The sequence below is a fragment of the Pseudomonas tremae genome, from assembly GCF_023278125.1.
Lineage (GTDB): Bacteria > Pseudomonadota > Gammaproteobacteria > Pseudomonadales > Pseudomonadaceae > Aquipseudomonas > Aquipseudomonas tremae.
The window spans coordinates 5,410,879-5,427,686 of the sequence record NZ_CP066270.1 but is presented as its reverse complement, the minus strand read 5'-3'; the positions used below and the strand labels follow the sequence as shown (position 1 = coordinate 5,427,686).

The window sequence follows — 16,808 nt, the reverse complement described above, 5'->3', positions numbered from 1 at the left end:
GAGGTGTTGCTCCGTTAGCAGTGACTCGACATGAATTGTTTGCACCGTGCCGACAGCGGGTTTTCGAACACTTGCTGTGGTGTGCCCTGTTCTTCGACCATTCCCTGATGCAAAAACACCACTTCACTTGATACCTGACGCGCAAAATTCATTTCATGGGTCACCAGCAGCATGGTCCGGCCTTCTTCAGCAAGTGCGCGAATGACGTTGAGCACTTCCTGAACCATCTCTGGATCGAGTGCCGAGGTCGGTTCATCGAACAGGATAACCTTTGGCTGCATGGCCAGTGTGCGTGCAATGGCAGCCCGTTGCTGCTGGCCCCCGGAGAGTTGGGCGGGGTAGACGTGACGCTTGTCGGCGATCCCGACCTTGGCCAGCAGCGCTTCTGCCACCTCAATGGCTTCGGCCTTGCTCTGACCGAGGACGCGACGCGGGGCTTCGATGATGTTATCGAGCACGCTCATGTGCGGCCACAGGTTGAAGTTCTGAAACACAAAACCGATCTGGCTGCGCAGGCGGTTGATCTGCCGGTTATCGGCAGCAACCAGTTGGCCATTGCGCGCTGGCTTGAGTTTCAGCTCTTCGCCCGCCACCAGAATCTGGCCCTGATGGGGGTTTTCCAGCAGATTGATGCAGCGCAGCAACGTGGACTTGCCGGAGCCGGAAGAGCCGAGGATCGAAATGACGTCGCCATCGCGTGCCGTCAGCGAGATGCCTTTAAGCACCTCAAGCTGATCGTAGCGCTTGTGCAGGTTGCGTATTTCCAGGGCGGGCGTGGCCTCGGCCATGTGGGGACCTCATTGAAGTGTGCGCTCTTGCTGCGCGCGAACGCCAAGCTAGCACAGCGGTTGAAGCGCAACCATCGGCATGTCATTGCCTTGGTGAAGGCATTCGCCGGGGTATCGCGTCGCAGCAGCAGACTGTCGAAAAGCGGCATGCACGATGCCGGGTTCAGGCGGTCGTGCGCGAAAAAGGCGCGATGTTGCCAGCTTTGGCCGGGGGTTGGAAGCAGCTTTTGCTTAGCGGCAACGCGCAGGCTGCACCATATGCGAGCCGTCGGTAGCGGGTGGCGCACTTTTAGTGCGCATATGTAGACGAATCTGAGGCAATCGGTAACAAATCCTACACACGGCGTATATAAGTCGTCTTCGGTTTCACTTGGCGGTTCACGCCACAGGCCGCATATTCTGTGAGCGACGTCGTTTTCGAAATATTTTGGCGCAATTCTTGCGTCAAATATAAAGAACGGCACCGTAGGTTTCTCTTTACGTAACGCTTCGGTGTGTCTCGCTCGTCTTGCACAGGTGGTTTTATGAGCAATCCCGCTAACTCTTCCGAGCTCGAACAAGGGCTGAAACCTCGACACATCACGATGCTGTCGATCGCTGGCGTGATAGGCGCCGGTTTGTTCGTAGGCTCCGGCCACGCGATTGCAGAAGCCGGGCCTGCCGTGCTGCTGGCGTATGCCGCGGCGGGTACGCTGGTGGTATTGGTGATGCGCATGCTGGCCGAAATGGCCGTGGCCTCGCCGGACACCGGTTCGTTTTCGACCTATGCCGATCGTGCCATCGGGCATTGGGCCGGTTTTACCATCGGCTGGCTGTACTGGTGGTTCTGGGTGCTGGTGATCCCGCTGGAGGCCAACGCTGCTGCAACTATTCTGCATGCATGGTTCCCGAACATCGCTATCTGGATGTTTACGCTGGTCATTACCCTGCTGCTGACCGCAACCAACCTGTTCAGTGTGAAAAACTACGGTGAATTCGAGTTCTGGTTCGCGCTGATCAAGGTCGTGGCGATCATCGCGTTCGTGGTGCTGGGTGTGGCGGCGATCTTCGGCCTGTTGCCAACCAGCAACGTCAGTGGCGTCAGCCATTTGTTCGACACCGGTGGCTTCCTGCCCAACGGTATGGGCGCGGTACTGGCGGCGATGCTGACCACCATGTTCTCGTTCATGGGCACCGAGATCGTGACCATCGCAGCGGCTGAGTCCAAAAACCCGGGCAAGCAGATCACCAAGGCCACCAACTCGGTGATCTGGCGGATCTTCCTGTTCTATCTGGTTTCGATCTTCATCGTTGTTTCGCTGGTGCCGTGGAACGATCCGCGTCTGGCTGAGGTGGGTTCGTACCAGACCGTACTTGATGCTATGGGTATTCCGAACGCCAAGCTGATTGTCGATCTTGTAGTACTGGTGGCAGTAACCAGTTGCCTGAACTCGGCGCTGTATACCGCCTCGCGCATGCTGTTTTCGTTGGGCAAACGCGGCGATGCACCGGCATTGTCAAAGCGTACCAGCAAGGGCGGCACGCCACACTGGGCGGTGATCATGTCGACGGCGGCGGCGTTCCTGACCGTATTCGCCAACTACATCGCACCGGCTGCCGTGTTCGACTTCCTGCTCGCCAGCTCCGGCGCCATCGCGCTGCTGGTGTATCTGGTGATCGCCGTCTCGCAACTGCGGATGCGTCAGAAGCGTATTGCGGCGGGTGAGGCCATCGACTTCAAGATGTGGCTGTTCCCGTGGCTGACCTGGTTGGTGATTGCGTTCATCGTTGCAGTGCTGACGATCATGCTGATCCAGGAAGAACACCGCATCGAAATCATCGCCACCGGTGTGCTTAGCCTGCTGGTGATCGGTGCCGGCCTGCTCGTCTCGCGCCGTCGCAAGGACGGACGTGTGGGCGCCGCTGCGCTAGGCTGATCAGGCGCTTTGCGAGCTGACTGTCGTGCTGACGCCATGCGTCGGCACGATCTCGATCAGCGTGCAGCTTTGGTATCTCTCTTCATCAGCAGGTCCGACGCCAGGGTGTAGTCCTTCTGGAAGGCCGGGCTTTCGATCCATTCGATTGCGGTGTCCTCGTCTTCATCGTGGTACATGGCGCGGTACACAATCAGCAAGCCCATCATGAAGTCCGTGGCCGGGTCTTCTTCCTCTTCGGAGACGACCAGTGCCAGCACCGGATACTGCAGGAAGACCACGCACAGCGCGAGTTGGCTGATGTCTTCGGCGGCTTTCATCGCCAGAAACAGGTCGTCATAGTCGGCCGGGTCGAAACCATTCTCGACGATGTCGCTGAAGTCGAAGGTATTGAGGTCGAGTTCAACGTCATCGAACGGCTGATTGACCAAGGCAGAAGCAAATACCGGGTGGACGAGGCTGGTTGTGCCCTTGCCCGAACGGTTCTGCTTGGCCTTGATCTTTGCGCGCTTGGCGCGTTTTTGCTGTTTGTCTGGCGAGGCCATGAACGTTCCTTTGGCTGGCTGTTAAGTGCAATGGCCGCTATTGAAGCGCAGACCGGCCCGATAACCAAGCTGCTGGCCAAACACAGTGCAGCCGCCAGGCAATAAAAAACCCGCCGAGCGCGGGTTTCTTATGGTTGGCGATTAACGATGCGCCATCGTTTGCCCGGCTCGGCGAACGCTTCAGCCTCGTCCATGCGATTGGCGAACATGTTCACGGCTTCGACCGCATCGCTCGCGCCGTCACGGATCTGGACGATGACCTGTCCGGCCTGGTCGGCCAGTGTCACACCTCGAATGGCACCTTCCTGAGTAGCGTCCATGCTCGCCACGGCGTCGCGCGTTTCGGCGAGGATCTTGCCGATCATTTCAGCGATCTCTGCGGTGGAGCCGCTGGTGCGGCCTGCCAGTTGCCTGACTTCGTCGGCGACTACGGCAAAGCCGCGACCCTGATCGCCGGCACGCGCTGCTTCGATTGCTGCGTTGAGCGCCAGCAGGTTGGTCTGATCGGCAATGCCCCGAATGGTGTTGACGATGGCGGTGATCTGCTCGGAGCGTTCCCCCAACTGGCTCACCAGCTTGGCCGACGCACCGATGTTTTCAGCGATCTGGCGCATTTCCCGGGCGGTTTCCTGAATGACCAGAGTTCCCTGTTCAGCCACTTTCTCGGTTTCTGCCGAGATATGGTAAGCGCGCGAGGCACCGTGGGCGTCGGCTTCCTGCTTTTCGACCCGGTGCGTGATGTCGCTGGCAAACTTGACGATCTTGTAGAGCTTGCCGTCTACATCGAAAACCGGGTTATAAGTTGCTTCAAGCCAGACGACCCGGCCATGTTTTCCGAGGCGCTTGAACTGGTCGCCGATGAACTCGCCGTGGTTCAACTTGCGCCAGAACTCGGAGTACTCGGGGCTGTTGGCCAATGTCGGTTCACAGAACGACCTGTGGTGTTTGCCTTTGATTTCCGCCAGCGCATAACCCATGACGTTAAGGAAGTTGTTGTTGGCAGTGATGACGTTGCCATTGGGCTCGAATTCGCAGATGGCCATGGCCCGGTCTACCGCTGCGAGCTTGCTGTTGGTTTCGTTCTCGAGCATTACGCGCTCTGTCACGTCCAGAGCGTACTTGACCACTTTGAACACATTGCCTTGCGCATCGACAACCGGGTTGTAGCTGGCTTCAAGCCAGACACTGTGGCCGTTCTTGTTGAGGCGTTTGAATGTCCCGGAGATAAACTTGCCGGCCTTCAAAGACGTCCATAGGTCAGTGTATTCGCGGCTGCGGAGCAGTGTCGGGTCGCAGAAGTCACGGTGTGTCTTGGTTATCAGCTCTTCAGCCCGATAGCCCATCGTCGCCAGAAATTTATCGTTGGCACGCAGCACCTTGCCGTCGAGGCCAAGCTCGACCACCGCCATTGATTTTTCCAGCGCGTTTGTCAGTCCTTTGAGTCCATCTACCTCGGCCTTCATGGCTGTCAGTTCAGCTTTGTTCTTGTTCCCGAACATAACCTGCCCCTTGGTGTATTTGTGGACTTGCGTGAAAGGGTATCGACACAAAAGGTTGCGACATTAATCAGCCAAGGCGAGTCTTCAGGGGAAATATGGTGAGAAATTTTGGCGTCAAAAAAGACAGATGCGTTCGAGCGGTGAACGCTTCGCTTTACGAGGGATGGAAGGCCTCTGCCGAATGGCCATGCAGGCCTGCAATTGCCAAACGCCAGGCAAAGAAAAGCCCGCGATGGGGGAGCGGGCTTAAGGATTCACACTTGGGAGCAGCTCTACAATGACCTGTCGCCTGTGAAAAGTTTGTGAAGAGTTTTCACTGTTTTCACTTTTTTTCCGGCTGAATGGTGTTGGTCACTTCAGAGGTCGGCACGAAGGTCTTCGACTCTTCGGCGGCAGCTTCCTTGGACGCAGCTTTGTCCTTGGCAGCTTCGGTATTTTCTTTGGCAGCCTCGTTCACCTTGTCCTGAGCAGATTCCATCTTCTCCTGGGATTTTTCCTGATGGGCCTGAGCGTCCTGTGCTTTCTGCTCGGACTTGCTGTCGCAGGCAGCCAGACTCAGAGTGGCGGCGATGATGAGGGCAGAGGCAGTTAACTTGAGCACGTCGTGTTCCTTGTGAAAGCAAATGTATGGCTTCGAGGGCGGACGGGGAAAATTAGTTCAATGGGATGGAAGTGCTCACAGCTCTGGATGGCGCGTCTCGGTGCCGAATTTAGTCTCGATCAGAGGCCTAATGGCTGTTCGGAAAGCATGTGGATTCAAACGATGATGGTGTGAGGGTAGGCGTGCATGGCGCTCTCATGCGTGACCAGAGTAATACCCTCTGCAAGTGCCTGAGCAACCATAATTCGGTCAAATGGATCGCGATGATGGTTTGGCAGGCTGGCAACGGCCAGCCCGTGAGTAGAGGTGATGGGTAGCTCCAGATAACCTGCGTCTATAAGTTCTTTGCGCAGCAGCGCGGGGTTCACGCCTGTGCGCTCTGCACCTTTTATCGTCAGTTCCCATATGCTCGCTGCACTGAAATATAAGGTGTTGGCCTCATCGTCAATAAGTTGGGCGGCCGCCGCGGAGAGCTTGGTATCGCCGGTTGCAGCCCATATTAGAATGTGCGTATCGAGCAGCAGCTTCATTCCTTGCCCTTAAAAAGCTCTGTAATTTCTGCGTCCATGGCATCCGAGGCTTCTGCGTCAAACGTCACGCGGCTTAACATTCCTCTGCGCTTGGGTGCAGAGATGGGCACCAGCTTGGCAACCGGTATGCCTGCTTTGGCGATAATAATGGTTTCGCCGCTCGCTGCTGCGTCGACCAGCTGCGAGAAGTGGGTTTTGGCTGCATGGATGTTATGGGTTTGCATGGTATAGCCTCCCGTTACGTAGGGGCTTATCTTGGTCCAGTAGGTGGACTAAGTGAAGAGCGTTACATCCGAAGGTTAGGCAATGCTTTATCGATTGGGGGCAGTCGCGTCAAAGAAGATTGCAGGGCTTAGCCCCAGACAGCAAAAAGCCCGCACGAGGCGGGCTTTTTGTGTGCTTTCAGGTGTGCTTGGCATCACCCGAAAACGGAAGGTGGTGCCAGAGACGGAATCGAAAAAATCCGTACAGGTCAAATAAAGCTTAGGTGTTGACTAGGTTTACGGCCGCAGTACCCCGATCCGTACCCCTAAATTGGCGGTCACTATATATCCTTATGCATCGTCATACCGACAGCGATGCGCAGCTCCCTGTGAGGTAGCTCTGTCAACGCAATTACTGATAATCTCGATAGCTTAGCGCCATCAAGTCAAGCGTCACCATCCATGCCTGCTGTAGGTGTAGTGATGGTAGACCGACTCTGAATAGCCTGTTCTTAATTTCGGCCTCAGCCTGCAGGAGCAATATGAAGCATAAATCACCGTTCATTGAGATTACCCAGGGTTCACGCAGCTTTATCCTGACCCGCTTGCCAGCAAGAATCCTGTCGGATATCAGCTACGTCGCGGTGAGAGGTCAGTCTCAGGAGCAGGGAGCCATTCAGCGAGTGCTCAACCGATCCCGGATATCAAGCATTAAGGAATTTACACTAAGCGGTGGTAACTACCCTAACGCAATTGTTCTTAACTGGGTAAATTCAAAGAATCCGCTAATAAAAGGAAAGAAAGATATATCTTTCGATGATGTGCAGTTTACCGCTCAGGTTATTGATGGCCAACACCGTGTGGCAGGTATAAAGGCCGCTATTGATGAGCGCCCATCAATTGGGGATATGGAGCTTCCTGTAGTTATATATGAAAGCTTGAGTACGCGAGAATGCGCTGACCTTTTTTTGGCAATAAATACTGAGCAGAAGCCTGTTCCGCGAAGTTTGGTTTTTGATTTGTATGGAGTTTCGAGCGAGGAGCTGGTTGACTTGGCTGTAGTGCGTGCTCGCGACATTGCAATGTTTCTCAATGAGGATTCCGATTCTCCATATAATGGTGAGATTAAGTTTCCAGGACTCAAAACACGAAAAGGGGGGATCGCGCTTTCAACGGCCGTAGCCGCGATAAAACCGCTAGTTGAAGACAAGGGCGGCTTTGAGCAAATCGAAGTAAACGAGCTTGAGGTCCAGAAGCAGATAATCGCGAATTTGTTCTTGGTCCTAGAAGCTAAGTATGGTGAAGACTGGAACAGCAAGCGCAACGCGTTCATGTATGCTGCAGGGTTTGTAGGAGCAATGGAATTCCTTAGCTTGAAGTTGATTCCATACTGCACAAAGCAAGAGTCTTTCGAGGTTGATACTATTTCGCGAGCTCTAGACTTGGCAGGTGAAGGACTTATCTTCCAAGAGGAAGTCAAAGGCCTCGGCGGGGCAAGCGCTTCAAAGGAGGTTTACGACAGGCTCGTGCGAGCGTTTACGCCAGCCAAAAACCAAACCGCCAAGTTTAAAATTTAAGTCATGCACAAATCCCAGGCGTACATGGATTCACTCTTGGCACAGTGCAGCGCTGTTGCGCCAGCACCTTTGTTGCTAAATGCAACGCAGGCTTCAGGTTTAGCTCGAGTTCTATCAGAGGATTCTCTTGATTATTTATACTCTGGAGCAGTGTCAATAGCTGATGCAATTCAAGCGATTGATCGAGGGATGTACACATGGGCCACGGTCAAGCTCTACTACTCTCTTTTTTACTTGGCAAGAGGACAGCTAGCCGAGAAAGGGACAGCGATATTCTATAAAAAAACCAAACCTATGACGGTTAAAGCAGTAGCAGGTGAATGTCCAAAAAAAGCTGATGGAAATACGCATAAGGCAGTGCTCAGCATATTTAAATCTTCGATGCCTCATCATCCAGCAATCAGTAATCCGATAGACTCGGTCGATGCCTTTGAGTGGATGGTTAAGCGGCGTGAAGAGGCTAATTATAACGTTGCAAAATTTTCTGAACCAACAACGCCAAAGCATTTAGAAAAAATAGCCAAAGCTGGCGTCAGACGTTCGCTGGCGGCGTACTTGAACGACTCAAGCCTCCTCTATTGTTTCGATCGAGATCACGCGATATTAGCTCTTCCTACTGAGCTCCTTAAGCAAAATGTCGCCGCGCTGCGCACTTACCCGGAGCGGATGCGAGATGAACGTAAATACTTGGCAAGCCTGTTTTGTGATCGGTTGGGCCCCATAGCCGAGGCTATGAATTTGTTCAAATAGAAAGGAGATCATCCGACCGCGCTTCCCTCGGATGGGGTTCATTGCTGATCTTCTGCGTAGATCCCCGAGCTGATTGCCGCGCTGCCGACGATCATCCTCCCATAACTCAACGGTGCCGGGTTGCCCTGGGCCTGAGGGTTCACTGGTCCGTTGAAACCATAGCTCTGCTCCGATTGACGCCTCAGCCTCAGTGAAGTACGGGCCGTCGAATTGCACGCGACCTCCCTTCACGATGTCGCTCACACCCCAGACCTTGTAGCCGCCGAGCATTGAGGGGTGCGGCTCGAAATCAGTCACCTTGCAGGCCTCGGAAAATCGTTCTTGATGGGTCATTTTTGAGCCTCGCCGGCTTAACATCCGAGTTAACAAAAAGTGAAATCGTTAACACCCTCGCGTTAGCAGAAAAACGCCGTATACCTAGTAAATTCGGGCATTCTGCGTTGAAGCTCATGGCTGAAATTTGTTAACTCGGCTTTAACAAAAAAGTGTGAGAGGGAAAAAATCTCTGCGTGCGGTCGGCGGCGGTGTCCAAGGCCAAAGGCTCCAAAGTCTCGACCCGCCCCACCCGCGAACGAGTAAACCTCTCATTCGATGCCGAAATCGTGCGTTTCGCACGGAATCGACGTGGTGGGCTGCCATCAGGCCTAGTAGTCGGGGTCGAGAATCGGCGGGCAGGCCCGCAGCGCCTCGATCGCGTCCTGGTGGCTCATGCCACTGGCCAGTAGCGTGTCGATTTCCTTCCGGATCTGATCGCGGCAGGCTGCCTGGTAGAGCAGGGACCGGCTGTGAGCGATCTGGTTTAGCGCTTGCTGGATTGGCTTGGGTAGCGTTTCAGGTTTGGTGGAGCTCATGTGTGCAGTCCTCATGGACCGGGCTAACGCATCGACCCGGCCCAGCCAGTGATTAAGGGGCGGTTGGGGTCAGGGACACCAGGCGCATCGAGGATGGGGCATACACGGCGAGGCCGGCGCGGAGCTCAGCGAGGATCGTCACTAGGTTGCGGCGGAAGTTGTCGCCGTCCATCCGGCTTGCCTCAACCGTCACCTCCTGGCGATCAAGCAGTGCGGTGGTGGTTGTGTCTAGGATCAGCGCTTTACTCTCGGGCATTCCCATGGTGACAACTACTGGCGTACCCCAAAGGCTCGGTGGTGCCGGGTCGCGAGGCGTGCCGATCACGTACTGTCCGTCACCCTCATTTGCGCGTTCGCTCTCGATGGCGAACCAATCGCGGGGGTTCATAACCACCACATTTGGATTCCAGCCGGCGGCTTTCAGATCGGTCAGCGCCAAGCCGATGCGGTCAACAGGCTTACCAGTGGTTATGCCAGCTTCCGGGGCCTGGGCAACGAATCCAAGGATCTCACCCGGACCGCCGTCGCCGACCAGCAACTCAGCCTCCAGTTTCTGACGGACGCCAACGCTCATCAGCAGGCCGATCTGATCCTCGAGCTGCTCGTTGTCGTTCAAGACCTGAAGACTTGCCGGAATCCACGTCGCAATGGTGGCAATCTCTGCCCGTGACAGTTTCGTGGGCAGTTGGCCCTCAGCCTTTTCGTCACCTTCTTTGACTTGATAAGCAGCGCCGTTCAGATAGCCGTCGAGCTGGACGTACTCATACGTCGAGCCCTCGACAGGCACCACTGGCAGCACATCGAGCAGGCTCAAGCGAGGCTGTGGAATGCCTTGGATACCTGGCGCTCGTACTGGCGCGGTGGGATAACCCTTTGAACCCGCGGCTCCTTTGTCAGGGTTGGTCAGTGCGGCGCGCAGGCTTGTGCCAACGCGCATTTTTCCGGTGGATTTTTGGCCTGCTCGGAATGCAGAAATTCCGTCAGCCTCAATTACCGCGGCACTGACAACGTTGCTGCCTGGAGTCTTGCTGTTTTGGGATTTGTTGAAGCCGCCAGCTACGGCGCGTTGCTCGAGCTCAAGCATACGAGCCTGCAGTTCTGACTGCTTTTCAGTTTGAGCGGCGATGTGTTCGTTCTGCGCCTTCATCGCGGCAGCCATTTGGCCAATGTCTTGATCCATTTCGCTCATCTCTTGAGTGATGGTGGCGAGATGTTCATTTCCGCCAGCCGTAGGGTGGTGCGAGGCGAGAGCTGCTTTGAGCTTATGCCAGCGTTGATCGTGAGGGGTCGTCATGGGGTAATCCCATCTAGGTGTTATGGGAGCCGCCCCAGCGCAAGGCGTGAGGCGGTGGGCAATCCCCCAGCGCACGGCGTGAGTTCATGCCGACTACCTTATGCGCGCACACAAGCCCCAGTCTTCGGCGAAGTCCGACGTTATGCGGCGGTATTGGTCGCGAAGCTCACGATGTCGGCGACTTTGTAGAACCTGCGGTTACCCCGGCGCACGAAGGGGATCGGAGCGTGCCCCTCGGCAGCGAGTCGGCGCAGGTAGCTCGGCGCGTAGCCCAGCAGTTCAGCCGTGGCCGGTTCCGGCACGAGCCCTCCGATCAGGGGCGTTACACCCGCCGTCGCCAGGCGGGCCGCGATCTCTTCTTCAACACTGCTTGTCATGCCTTGGCTCCTGAGCTGCTCGGTCGCATCTCGGTCTGAACTTTTAATTTCGCGGGTGTAAAAAAACGACTGAGGGGACGGTCACTTAGCGAGAGGTCCCAGACTTTGGGACCGCCCCACGCCCAATGCGGCTTTCGGTCGCTGTCTTGGCCTTATGGCACGTCTCGCAGATCGATTGCAGGTTCTCGTCCGCATCACTGCCGCCCGCCGCCTTATTCACGATGTGATCAACGTCGCAGGCCTCAGTAACTCGCCCGTTGTGTGTACATATCCGGCAGAGATAATGGTCACGTCTAAGGACGCGATCGCGCTTCACTCGCCAGGCATGGCCGTACCCTCGTTCAGTGGTGTTGCCAGCGTCCGGCCCGCGCCTGCTCCAGCCGGTGCGCAGGTGTGCGTGCTCGTCGCAGTACCGAGGGTTGCGTGTCAGTGTGTTGCAGCCCTGGGCGTTGCAGGGCTTCTGTGGTCTCTGCGGCATTACTTCAACTCCATCTCACGGGCGATCTGTTCAACATCGGTACCGCGATCAAGTGCGCGCTGGGCCTCGCGGACCATCTGCCTCATCGCCTGATCTTCAAGTCGTTGCGCCATGATCGAGGCCTTGCGAGCGATCATCGTCGCAAGCTCGGCAGGGAATGTTCGACTGACCGGGCGGCTGTAATCTGTGCTGCTTTTCATTTCTACGTACTCCCTTGGGATGGATTCGTGTTCGGCCTGCGGCCCTTGTGTTTCGTGGCTTGCAGCCGTTTAACCATGCAAAAGATCCCGGCTATGTCCCACCATGAAGCTGTCGGAAACCCTGGCTGTCGAGGTGGTCATGCCAGGTCTCCAGCGCCTTACGCTTCATGCCCTCGGCGGTGGTGTGGATGTACGTCGCGTCCAGGTCTTTCATGGCGTGGTTGAGCAGCATCTCGCCCACCATGTAGTCGACGCCCAGATCGGCCCATCCGGTGCGGGCCACCTTGCGCAGGTCGTGGCTCGACCACTCACCCTTGGCCAACTCTGCGAACAAGGTGCTGGCCTTGCTGGCACTCACCGGGGCGCCAGGACGACCGGGAAACACATGAGGGCCGGTGTAGCCATTGGCGTACTGCTGATCGCGGTAGCGCTTTAGCAACGCGCAGGCTTGGGCAGTCAGGGGCAACGTGTGCTCGGCTTTGGTCTTGGTGTCTTCTTCGGGGATGAACCACAGCCCGGTGGTGAGATTGATGTTCTTCCAGCGCGCCAGCCGCGTTTCGCCCAGTCGCGTGCCGTGACAAAGCATCATCAGCGCCAGCATCGAGGCAGTGGGGGCGAGCTCATACTTCTCTGCCAGTTGAACCATGAGCGCGGGCAGATCGTCGCCACGCACTCGCGCTGGCTTGGGTCGGATGCGGGTCGCAATAAAGTCGGTGAACTTGAGCGTGGCCATCGGGTTGACCGGCAGCATCTTGAGGCGTAATGCCTGGCTGAATGCCACGGCCAGCACGCCATAGACCAGGCGCACGAACGAGGCCTTGTAACGCTCCTGCATCGGCCACATCAGCAGGCGATCCAGCGTCGGGCCGTTGAACGTGCACAGCTCGACCTCTTGCAGCCGAGGCACCAGGTGACAGCGCAGCGCAGATTCCGCACCCGCTTTGCGCTTGGCCGACAACGCCCGGTCACGCTTCATGCGCTCGGTGTACCAGCTCAGTACGTCGCCCACCGTGCGCCAACTGCTGGTGGTGGACACGGCGTCCGGATCGACGGCGCGTCGAGCGAGGATGGCGGGAAGCGTGGACTGCATCAGCTTGGCGTTGATGCCGGGATAGTTACCGGCCTTGCCCCATTTGCCGCGCACCACGACGTGCCATGCACCTTTGGCGCGGTCTGATGTGGAGTAGCGAAACCGAAGCTCTGGGTAACGCGGGTCGCGCAGTTGGCGTGCGTTACCAGCGGCCTGTTTGCGAATCTCAGCATCGGTAACAGTGACGTGTAGCGTGTTCATGGTTCCGGCCTCTGAGAGGCATCCAGCTGTGGATGCATTGATGTGGTTGAACCTCCGCCAATGGCGGGAGTTGTTCCGATAAAATCCGTTCCCGTACCGATAAACTGGGTGCTACTCCGGCGAGATGCGCTCAAATCTGAGCGCATCCCGGCTAACGGCGCGATGACGGTGCGAGCGTTAGTGGCGGGGCGATATCGGGTTAAGAGCAATCTGTAAAAGGCACTGGGTATTCCGCCGCCGGTGGAACACTGCCCCCAGTTATGGGGGGAGTAGATGCGCGCAGTTTTGCTCACATCTATCCAAGGCCAGCGTCAGGCCATCGCCAGCGGACAATTTCCAGCGCTTCGGCCCGAGTCATCGGTTCACCGATCATCGTGCAGAGCCTTTTTCCGTCTTTCGTAACCTGCCAGTGGCAGCGGCGCTCAATGCCGTCGTTTGAAGCCAGCTCTGCAATCAGCTCCAGCCGGTGGTTTTTGATGTAGGTCCGCACCTGATCGTTGAGCCTGCTCGCGGGTGAAACTCGAACACGCTTTCCGCTCAATTTCGCCGCGAAGCCAAGATTCAGCAGGTAGGCGAGAGCGGCCATCAGACTTCCTCCGCGTCATCGTCCAGGAAGGGAAGAGATGTGCCGTCTGGCAGTGGGCCTGTGAGGTATTGGCTCCATTCGTGCCCTTTTTCCTCATTCGTGCCCGTGTCTGAGGCTGGGCACGAATCAAGGCGCGAGGGCACCACTGAGGTTTGCCGAAGGTGCTCAGTTGACCCGAAGGCGCTCATGTCATCCCGAAGGTGCTCACCGTTACGGCTGAGCACCTTCTTGCGCATCTTCGAGTCATCACTGTCACCGTGCGCCGAAAATGGGGGGACGAGCTCGCCCAGTTGCCAGACCCAACCGCCGCCCATCCCTTGCTTCTTGGCTTCGGCACTGATTGCTTTTTGAGCACGGCGCACCGTGGCCCAGGCATGACCGGCGCCGTCCGCATCGGCTTTGATACGCTTTGTGGGCACCGGGCCTTGGCTTAGCAGATCGCGGAGGAAGTCACAGGCCTCGTCCAGCTCTGAACGGTCGCCGTCGTTATCGTCGCCCTCCACGTCGCCGAGGATCTCGCGAGCCGAGCCGGCGATCAGATCGCCCCACGCAACCCGCACAGTTTCAATATCGTCAAGGACCGTGCACGGCTCGATCGTGTATGACACGCCGCCTTCATCAGTGCCGATGTTGGATTTCGCGCGGGCAAGGACGCGGGTATCTGACTCCTGCTGCTTGGCAGCGACCAACACCGTCCGCGCCAGCGCCGAAAACGCTTGTGATCCGATAACCCGATCGGCCGGCGATGTGCCCGCGCCACCTTTTGCAAAGTGAGAAATCCCCACTACGGCGCACAGATTGTGTTCCGCAAAATCCACAACGCCTTGCAACCCCCGGCGCACGTCGTTGGCTTTGTGCATATCGCCTTTCACAGCGCTCACTACGGGATCGAGCATCAGCAAGGCAACGCCGCCCATTTCCTCGGCGGTCATGCGCAGCAGGCCGATATCGTTTGAAGGATCGAACGGGTCAGCGTCACCGCGTGCATTGATCCGGCCTTGGATGATTCGCACCCGGGAGAGGTCTGCGCCCGCCGCGATCAGTCTCGGAACAAGCGTGTCCGACGGATCATCCTCCGCCGACCAAATCAGAACGTTCCCAGGCTGCCTGCATGGCTCGCCATCGGGCCATCGGCCGGCTGTCGTGATGGTCGCTATCAGCGTCAGCAGCAACGTGGTTTTACCTGTGCCGCCAGCGCCAGCGAGAATGTGCAGCTTTCCCTGAGCCAGCCAGCCAGGCCACAGCCAGCGGATAGCTACTGGCGTGATGTCAGACGCCTTTACGGCGTTCACTCGCCATACGGCCGGCAGATCAGTAAGGCTGATTGCGCTTTTCGGCCCTTCCCATTGCGCAGCGAACGGATCTTTTTTAATGGTCATGCGACCCCCAGACGTTGCTTGGCGATGTTGAACCGCTCCAGGTCATCCCCGGAAAGCGTGCCGTTTTGTTGGAGTACCGCGCCGATCAGGTAAATCGCGCGCTCGTGATTGATCGCAGCTTTGCTGGGGCCGGTTCGCTCGCGCACGCTGTTTGGGAACAGATGCCGAAGCTCCAAACCGATCGCCTCAACAATCGCTTTAGCTGAACAACCCGCCCAGCAACGCAACAGAACGGTGCCATCTGAAGTGTCCGAAATTGCCAAACTTGGAGAGCGGTCATCATGCGCTGGGCAACACGCTTTCCACTTGTGCGCGCCTGCCGGTTTAACTTTGTCGAGCCTCGAAAGTACGTTCTCAAGGCAAGCCGATCCCGTCGGCGCAAGTGCGCCGTTTTGAATTTTCATAGTTAGCCCCTTACGCGAGTATCGCGGCGATAAATGCGGCGACGATCACGAACTCGGTCCACCAGTTCTGGAGATACTTTCGTTCCCACATAAGCGACCTTAGAGTTGGTCATTAACATCGCCTGCGGGACATATGCATATTGGCCGCGTGGCAGAGTGCGCGGAGCCCGACGGATACGAGGCATGCACTTATCCAGCAGCGCCATTGACTCAGCCATTGAGTCTTGCAGTCGTTTGCCGGTTTCACACAAAGGAACAGGCTCACCAGGTCGAATAGCGTTCCATGCGTAGCGATCAGCTAATATTTCGTTTACAGCACCAATAACTCTCTGGCAATCGGCGCGAAGTTCCGGGTCGGTAATTCCGAAAGTGTTAAAGCCGCTGTAGTTATCGCGATAGTGTCCGATCTCATGCATAACAACGAACGTGTGGATTTCGTCGTCCTCAAGTTGGGACCAATCTATCTCTGGACGCTGGACGCTCCTCAGGGTGGCCGCGTCGATTTTTTCGGCAACCAGAATTACAACTCGTTCCTGCAGCGACACTTCGTTGACTGACGCGTCAGGATAAACAGCCTGTGCAAAAGGGTTGAACATACCCCAGTTGCCCCTCAGCTCTTCGTCAGTGCCAATCGCGAGGCAGCAACCCGCTTCTTTGGATATTTCCGCAAGATTGCGGTACTGGATGCGGCCAAGCGTGAGAGTCGTATTGGTCTTCACAGCGCACCGCCTTGAGCTTCCAGTGCACGGACCTGGCTCATGTGGTGGTTGTAGCGTTTCAAGCGAACGGATAGGGACGAGTTTGCGCGGAGGGCGCTCAGGGCCATGCGGCGATGGGCTATTGTGCGAATTTTGGACGGAATAAGGGTGGTCATTGGTGAAGCTCCCATTGTTGAGGAACTGCCACCTTTCGCGGCCAAGCGAGGGAGGGTGGCAGATTGCGCGGGGTTGGCCGACCGGGACAATAGGAACCCGGCACACCCGAAGGTGTCCCTGCGCAACCCGCCATAACACAGGATCGCGGGCACAAAAAAAGCGCCTGCAATCGTAATGGGGGCGCCGTTGCGCCTATTGTTTATCGAGCGGCCAAGCCCGGTCGCTGAATTTGCAGCGACGAGCAAACGATAACCCCAGTTACAGCGCAACGCAAGCGTGAGTATTAGTCGTTTGCTGTAATTGCACAAGGCCACCTTTTCGCCAAGATGCTCATGAAGGTGCTCAGTCTTTTTGCTGAGCGCCTTGAGCACCTTCGGTGTTTTACTGAGCGCCTTCGTGGACATTATGCAACCGCCTGCGCATCGCGCTGGGCGACACGGGCTTGCAACCAAGCTTCGATCTCGGCCACGACGTAGTAAGCGGCAGCCTGTCGGCTATCGCTGTCCTTGATGGGTTTTGGGAAGGAGGGGTCACGCTTCTTGAGTTTGTCCAAGCCGCCAGCGGTGATACCCAGTTGTTGGCACAGCTTCACCTTGCGGATGAGGCCTTTGGAAAGGATGGATTCTTGGTGCATGTGTATGGCTCCGATTGGGTACGAAGCCATTCT

At 56.8% G+C, this 16,808-nt stretch carries 21 protein-coding genes; 3 read left to right on the top strand and 18 right to left on the bottom strand.

The features are described 5' to 3' along the window. Window positions 1-14: 14 nt before the first annotated feature. Complete coding sequence (locus I9H09_RS24410; protein ID WP_053931972.1) at window positions 15-788, bottom strand: ABC transporter ATP-binding protein; 774 nt, start codon at window positions 786-788, stop codon at window positions 15-17. Between the two features lie 524 nt (window positions 789-1,312). Between I9H09_RS24410 and gabP the strand changes: the two genes are divergently transcribed. Continuing rightward, complete coding sequence (gabP, locus tag I9H09_RS24405) at window positions 1,313-2,704, top strand: GABA permease (protein ID WP_005896056.1); 1,392 nt, start codon at window positions 1,313-1,315, stop codon at window positions 2,702-2,704. A gap of 56 nt (window positions 2,705-2,760) precedes the next feature. On the opposite strand, the gene I9H09_RS24400 is transcribed toward gabP, so the two are convergent. From I9H09_RS24400 to I9H09_RS24380, 5 genes are all read right to left on the bottom strand, one after another. Next, window positions 2,761-3,246 (bottom strand): hypothetical protein, encoded by a 486-nt coding sequence (locus I9H09_RS24400; protein WP_005896058.1) that lies wholly within the window; start codon window positions 3,244-3,246, stop codon window positions 2,761-2,763. Window positions 3,247-3,374: 128 nt separating this feature from the next. Further along, window positions 3,375-4,745: a methyl-accepting chemotaxis protein gene (locus tag I9H09_RS24395; RefSeq protein ID WP_236502422.1), complete on the bottom strand. Its 1,371-nt coding sequence runs from the start codon at window positions 4,743-4,745 to the stop codon at window positions 3,375-3,377. Between the two features lie 322 nt (window positions 4,746-5,067). Next, entirely contained in the window at window positions 5,068-5,346 is a 279-nt protein-coding gene (locus I9H09_RS24390) for a hypothetical protein (RefSeq protein ID WP_005896060.1), read from the bottom strand. 155 nt (window positions 5,347-5,501) lie between these two features. Further along, window positions 5,502-5,876, bottom strand: a complete 375-nt coding sequence (locus I9H09_RS24385) for a type II toxin-antitoxin system VapC family toxin (RefSeq protein WP_024671245.1) — start codon at window positions 5,874-5,876, stop codon at window positions 5,502-5,504. Further along, window positions 5,873-6,100, bottom strand: coding sequence for a type II toxin-antitoxin system Phd/YefM family antitoxin (locus I9H09_RS24380; RefSeq protein WP_122312202.1), 228 nt, complete (start codon window positions 6,098-6,100; stop codon window positions 5,873-5,875). The genes I9H09_RS24385 and I9H09_RS24380 overlap by 4 nt, the downstream gene beginning before the upstream one ends. A gap of 521 nt (window positions 6,101-6,621) precedes the next feature. On the opposite strand from I9H09_RS24380, the gene I9H09_RS24375 reads away from it, so the two are divergent. After that, entirely contained in the window at window positions 6,622-7,656 is a 1,035-nt protein-coding gene (locus I9H09_RS24375) for a DGQHR domain-containing protein (protein WP_053931969.1), read from the top strand. Window positions 7,657-7,680: 24 nt separating this feature from the next. Continuing rightward, a complete protein-coding gene (locus I9H09_RS24370; RefSeq protein WP_147476505.1) occupies window positions 7,681-8,406 on the top strand; it encodes a hypothetical protein in 726 nt (241 codons plus the stop codon). Window positions 8,407-9,050: 644 nt separating this feature from the next. On the opposite strand, the gene I9H09_RS24365 is transcribed toward I9H09_RS24370, so the two are convergent. The 12 genes from I9H09_RS24365 to I9H09_RS24310 all read right to left on the bottom strand — a co-directional run bounded on the left by I9H09_RS24365 (window position 9,051) and on the right by I9H09_RS24310 (window position 16,775). Beyond that, window positions 9,051-9,257, bottom strand: coding sequence for a hypothetical protein (locus tag I9H09_RS24365; RefSeq protein ID WP_053931967.1), 207 nt, complete (start codon window positions 9,255-9,257; stop codon window positions 9,051-9,053). Between the two features lie 52 nt (window positions 9,258-9,309). Then, window positions 9,310-10,551: a phage major capsid protein gene (locus I9H09_RS24360; RefSeq protein ID WP_236502421.1), complete on the bottom strand. Its 1,242-nt coding sequence runs from the start codon at window positions 10,549-10,551 to the stop codon at window positions 9,310-9,312. A 140-nt stretch (window positions 10,552-10,691) separates the two neighbouring features. After that, window positions 10,692-10,928: a MerR family transcriptional regulator gene (locus tag I9H09_RS24355; protein WP_017277747.1), complete on the bottom strand. Its 237-nt coding sequence runs from the start codon at window positions 10,926-10,928 to the stop codon at window positions 10,692-10,694. Window positions 10,929-11,013: 85 nt separating this feature from the next. After that, a complete protein-coding gene (locus I9H09_RS24350; RefSeq protein ID WP_017277746.1) occupies window positions 11,014-11,406 on the bottom strand; it encodes an HNH endonuclease in 393 nt (130 codons plus the stop codon). Continuing rightward, complete coding sequence (locus I9H09_RS24345; RefSeq protein WP_017277745.1) at window positions 11,406-11,606, bottom strand: hypothetical protein; 201 nt, start codon at window positions 11,604-11,606, stop codon at window positions 11,406-11,408. The genes I9H09_RS24350 and I9H09_RS24345 overlap by 1 nt, the downstream gene beginning before the upstream one ends. 91 nt (window positions 11,607-11,697) lie before the next feature. Further along, a complete protein-coding gene (locus I9H09_RS24340; RefSeq protein WP_017277744.1) occupies window positions 11,698-12,897 on the bottom strand; it encodes a tyrosine-type recombinase/integrase in 1,200 nt (399 codons plus the stop codon). Between the two features lie 295 nt (window positions 12,898-13,192). Further along, on the bottom strand, window positions 13,193-13,483 hold the full coding sequence (locus I9H09_RS24335) for a hypothetical protein (protein ID WP_236502420.1): 291 nt from the start codon (window positions 13,481-13,483) through the stop codon (window positions 13,193-13,195). Continuing rightward, window positions 13,483-14,862, bottom strand: a complete 1,380-nt coding sequence (locus I9H09_RS24330; protein WP_236502419.1) for an AAA family ATPase — start codon at window positions 14,860-14,862, stop codon at window positions 13,483-13,485. The genes I9H09_RS24335 and I9H09_RS24330 overlap by 1 nt, the downstream gene beginning before the upstream one ends. Next, entirely contained in the window at window positions 14,859-15,266 is a 408-nt protein-coding gene (locus I9H09_RS24325; RefSeq protein WP_024690530.1) for a virulence-associated protein E, read from the bottom strand. Before I9H09_RS24325 ends, I9H09_RS24330 begins: the two co-directional genes overlap by 4 nt. A 2-nt stretch (window positions 15,267-15,268) precedes the next feature. After that, a complete protein-coding gene (locus I9H09_RS24320; RefSeq protein WP_236502418.1) occupies window positions 15,269-15,985 on the bottom strand; it encodes a hypothetical protein in 717 nt (238 codons plus the stop codon). Continuing rightward, window positions 15,982-16,545, bottom strand: a complete 564-nt coding sequence (locus I9H09_RS24315; RefSeq protein ID WP_236502423.1) for a hypothetical protein — start codon at window positions 16,543-16,545, stop codon at window positions 15,982-15,984. Before I9H09_RS24315 ends, I9H09_RS24320 begins: the two co-directional genes overlap by 4 nt. Continuing rightward, the gene (locus tag I9H09_RS24310) at window positions 16,545-16,775 is read right to left on the bottom strand and encodes a helix-turn-helix transcriptional regulator (RefSeq protein ID WP_053931779.1); all 231 of its coding nucleotides are present in this window, start codon (window positions 16,773-16,775) and stop codon (window positions 16,545-16,547) included. The genes I9H09_RS24315 and I9H09_RS24310 overlap by 1 nt, the downstream gene beginning before the upstream one ends. Between the last annotated feature and the right edge of the window lie 33 nt (window positions 16,776-16,808).

Excerpts from the sequence above, each read along its gene's own strand:
- I9H09_RS24340 (WP_017277744.1), bottom strand. The coding sequence starts at position 12,897 with ATGAACACGCTACACGTCACTGTTACCGATGCTGAGATTCGCAAACAG.
- I9H09_RS24335 (WP_236502420.1), bottom strand. The coding sequence starts at position 13,483 with ATGGCCGCTCTCGCCTACCTGCTGAATCTTGGCTTCGCGGCGAAATTG.
- I9H09_RS24315 (WP_236502423.1), bottom strand. The coding sequence starts at position 16,545 with ATGTCCACGAAGGCGCTCAGTAAAACACCGAAGGTGCTCAAGGCGCTC.
- I9H09_RS24325 (WP_024690530.1), bottom strand. The coding sequence starts at position 15,266 with ATGAAAATTCAAAACGGCGCACTTGCGCCGACGGGATCGGCTTGCCTT.
- I9H09_RS24375 (WP_053931969.1), top strand. The coding sequence starts at position 6,622 with ATGAAGCATAAATCACCGTTCATTGAGATTACCCAGGGTTCACGCAGC.
- I9H09_RS24395 (WP_236502422.1), bottom strand. The coding sequence starts at position 4,745 with ATGTTCGGGAACAAGAACAAAGCTGAACTGACAGCCATGAAGGCCGAG.
- I9H09_RS24410 (WP_053931972.1), bottom strand. The coding sequence starts at position 788 with ATGGCCGAGGCCACGCCCGCCCTGGAAATACGCAACCTGCACAAGCGC.
- I9H09_RS24385 (WP_024671245.1), bottom strand. The coding sequence starts at position 5,876 with ATGAAGCTGCTGCTCGATACGCACATTCTAATATGGGCTGCAACCGGC.
- I9H09_RS24370 (WP_147476505.1), top strand. The coding sequence starts at position 7,681 with ATGGATTCACTCTTGGCACAGTGCAGCGCTGTTGCGCCAGCACCTTTG.
- I9H09_RS24400 (WP_005896058.1), bottom strand. The coding sequence starts at position 3,246 with ATGGCCTCGCCAGACAAACAGCAAAAACGCGCCAAGCGCGCAAAGATC.
- gabP (WP_005896056.1), top strand. The coding sequence starts at position 1,313 with ATGAGCAATCCCGCTAACTCTTCCGAGCTCGAACAAGGGCTGAAACCT.
- I9H09_RS24330 (WP_236502419.1), bottom strand. The coding sequence starts at position 14,862 with ATGACCATTAAAAAAGATCCGTTCGCTGCGCAATGGGAAGGGCCGAAA.
- I9H09_RS24345 (WP_017277745.1), bottom strand. The coding sequence starts at position 11,606 with ATGAAAAGCAGCACAGATTACAGCCGCCCGGTCAGTCGAACATTCCCT.
- I9H09_RS24360 (WP_236502421.1), bottom strand. The coding sequence starts at position 10,551 with ATGACGACCCCTCACGATCAACGCTGGCATAAGCTCAAAGCAGCTCTC.
- I9H09_RS24350 (WP_017277746.1), bottom strand. The coding sequence starts at position 11,406 with ATGCCGCAGAGACCACAGAAGCCCTGCAACGCCCAGGGCTGCAACACA.
- I9H09_RS24310 (WP_053931779.1), bottom strand. The coding sequence starts at position 16,775 with ATGCACCAAGAATCCATCCTTTCCAAAGGCCTCATCCGCAAGGTGAAG.
- I9H09_RS24355 (WP_017277747.1), bottom strand. The coding sequence starts at position 10,928 with ATGACAAGCAGTGTTGAAGAAGAGATCGCGGCCCGCCTGGCGACGGCG.
- I9H09_RS24365 (WP_053931967.1), bottom strand. The coding sequence starts at position 9,257 with ATGAGCTCCACCAAACCTGAAACGCTACCCAAGCCAATCCAGCAAGCG.
- I9H09_RS24380 (WP_122312202.1), bottom strand. The coding sequence starts at position 6,100 with ATGCAAACCCATAACATCCATGCAGCCAAAACCCACTTCTCGCAGCTG.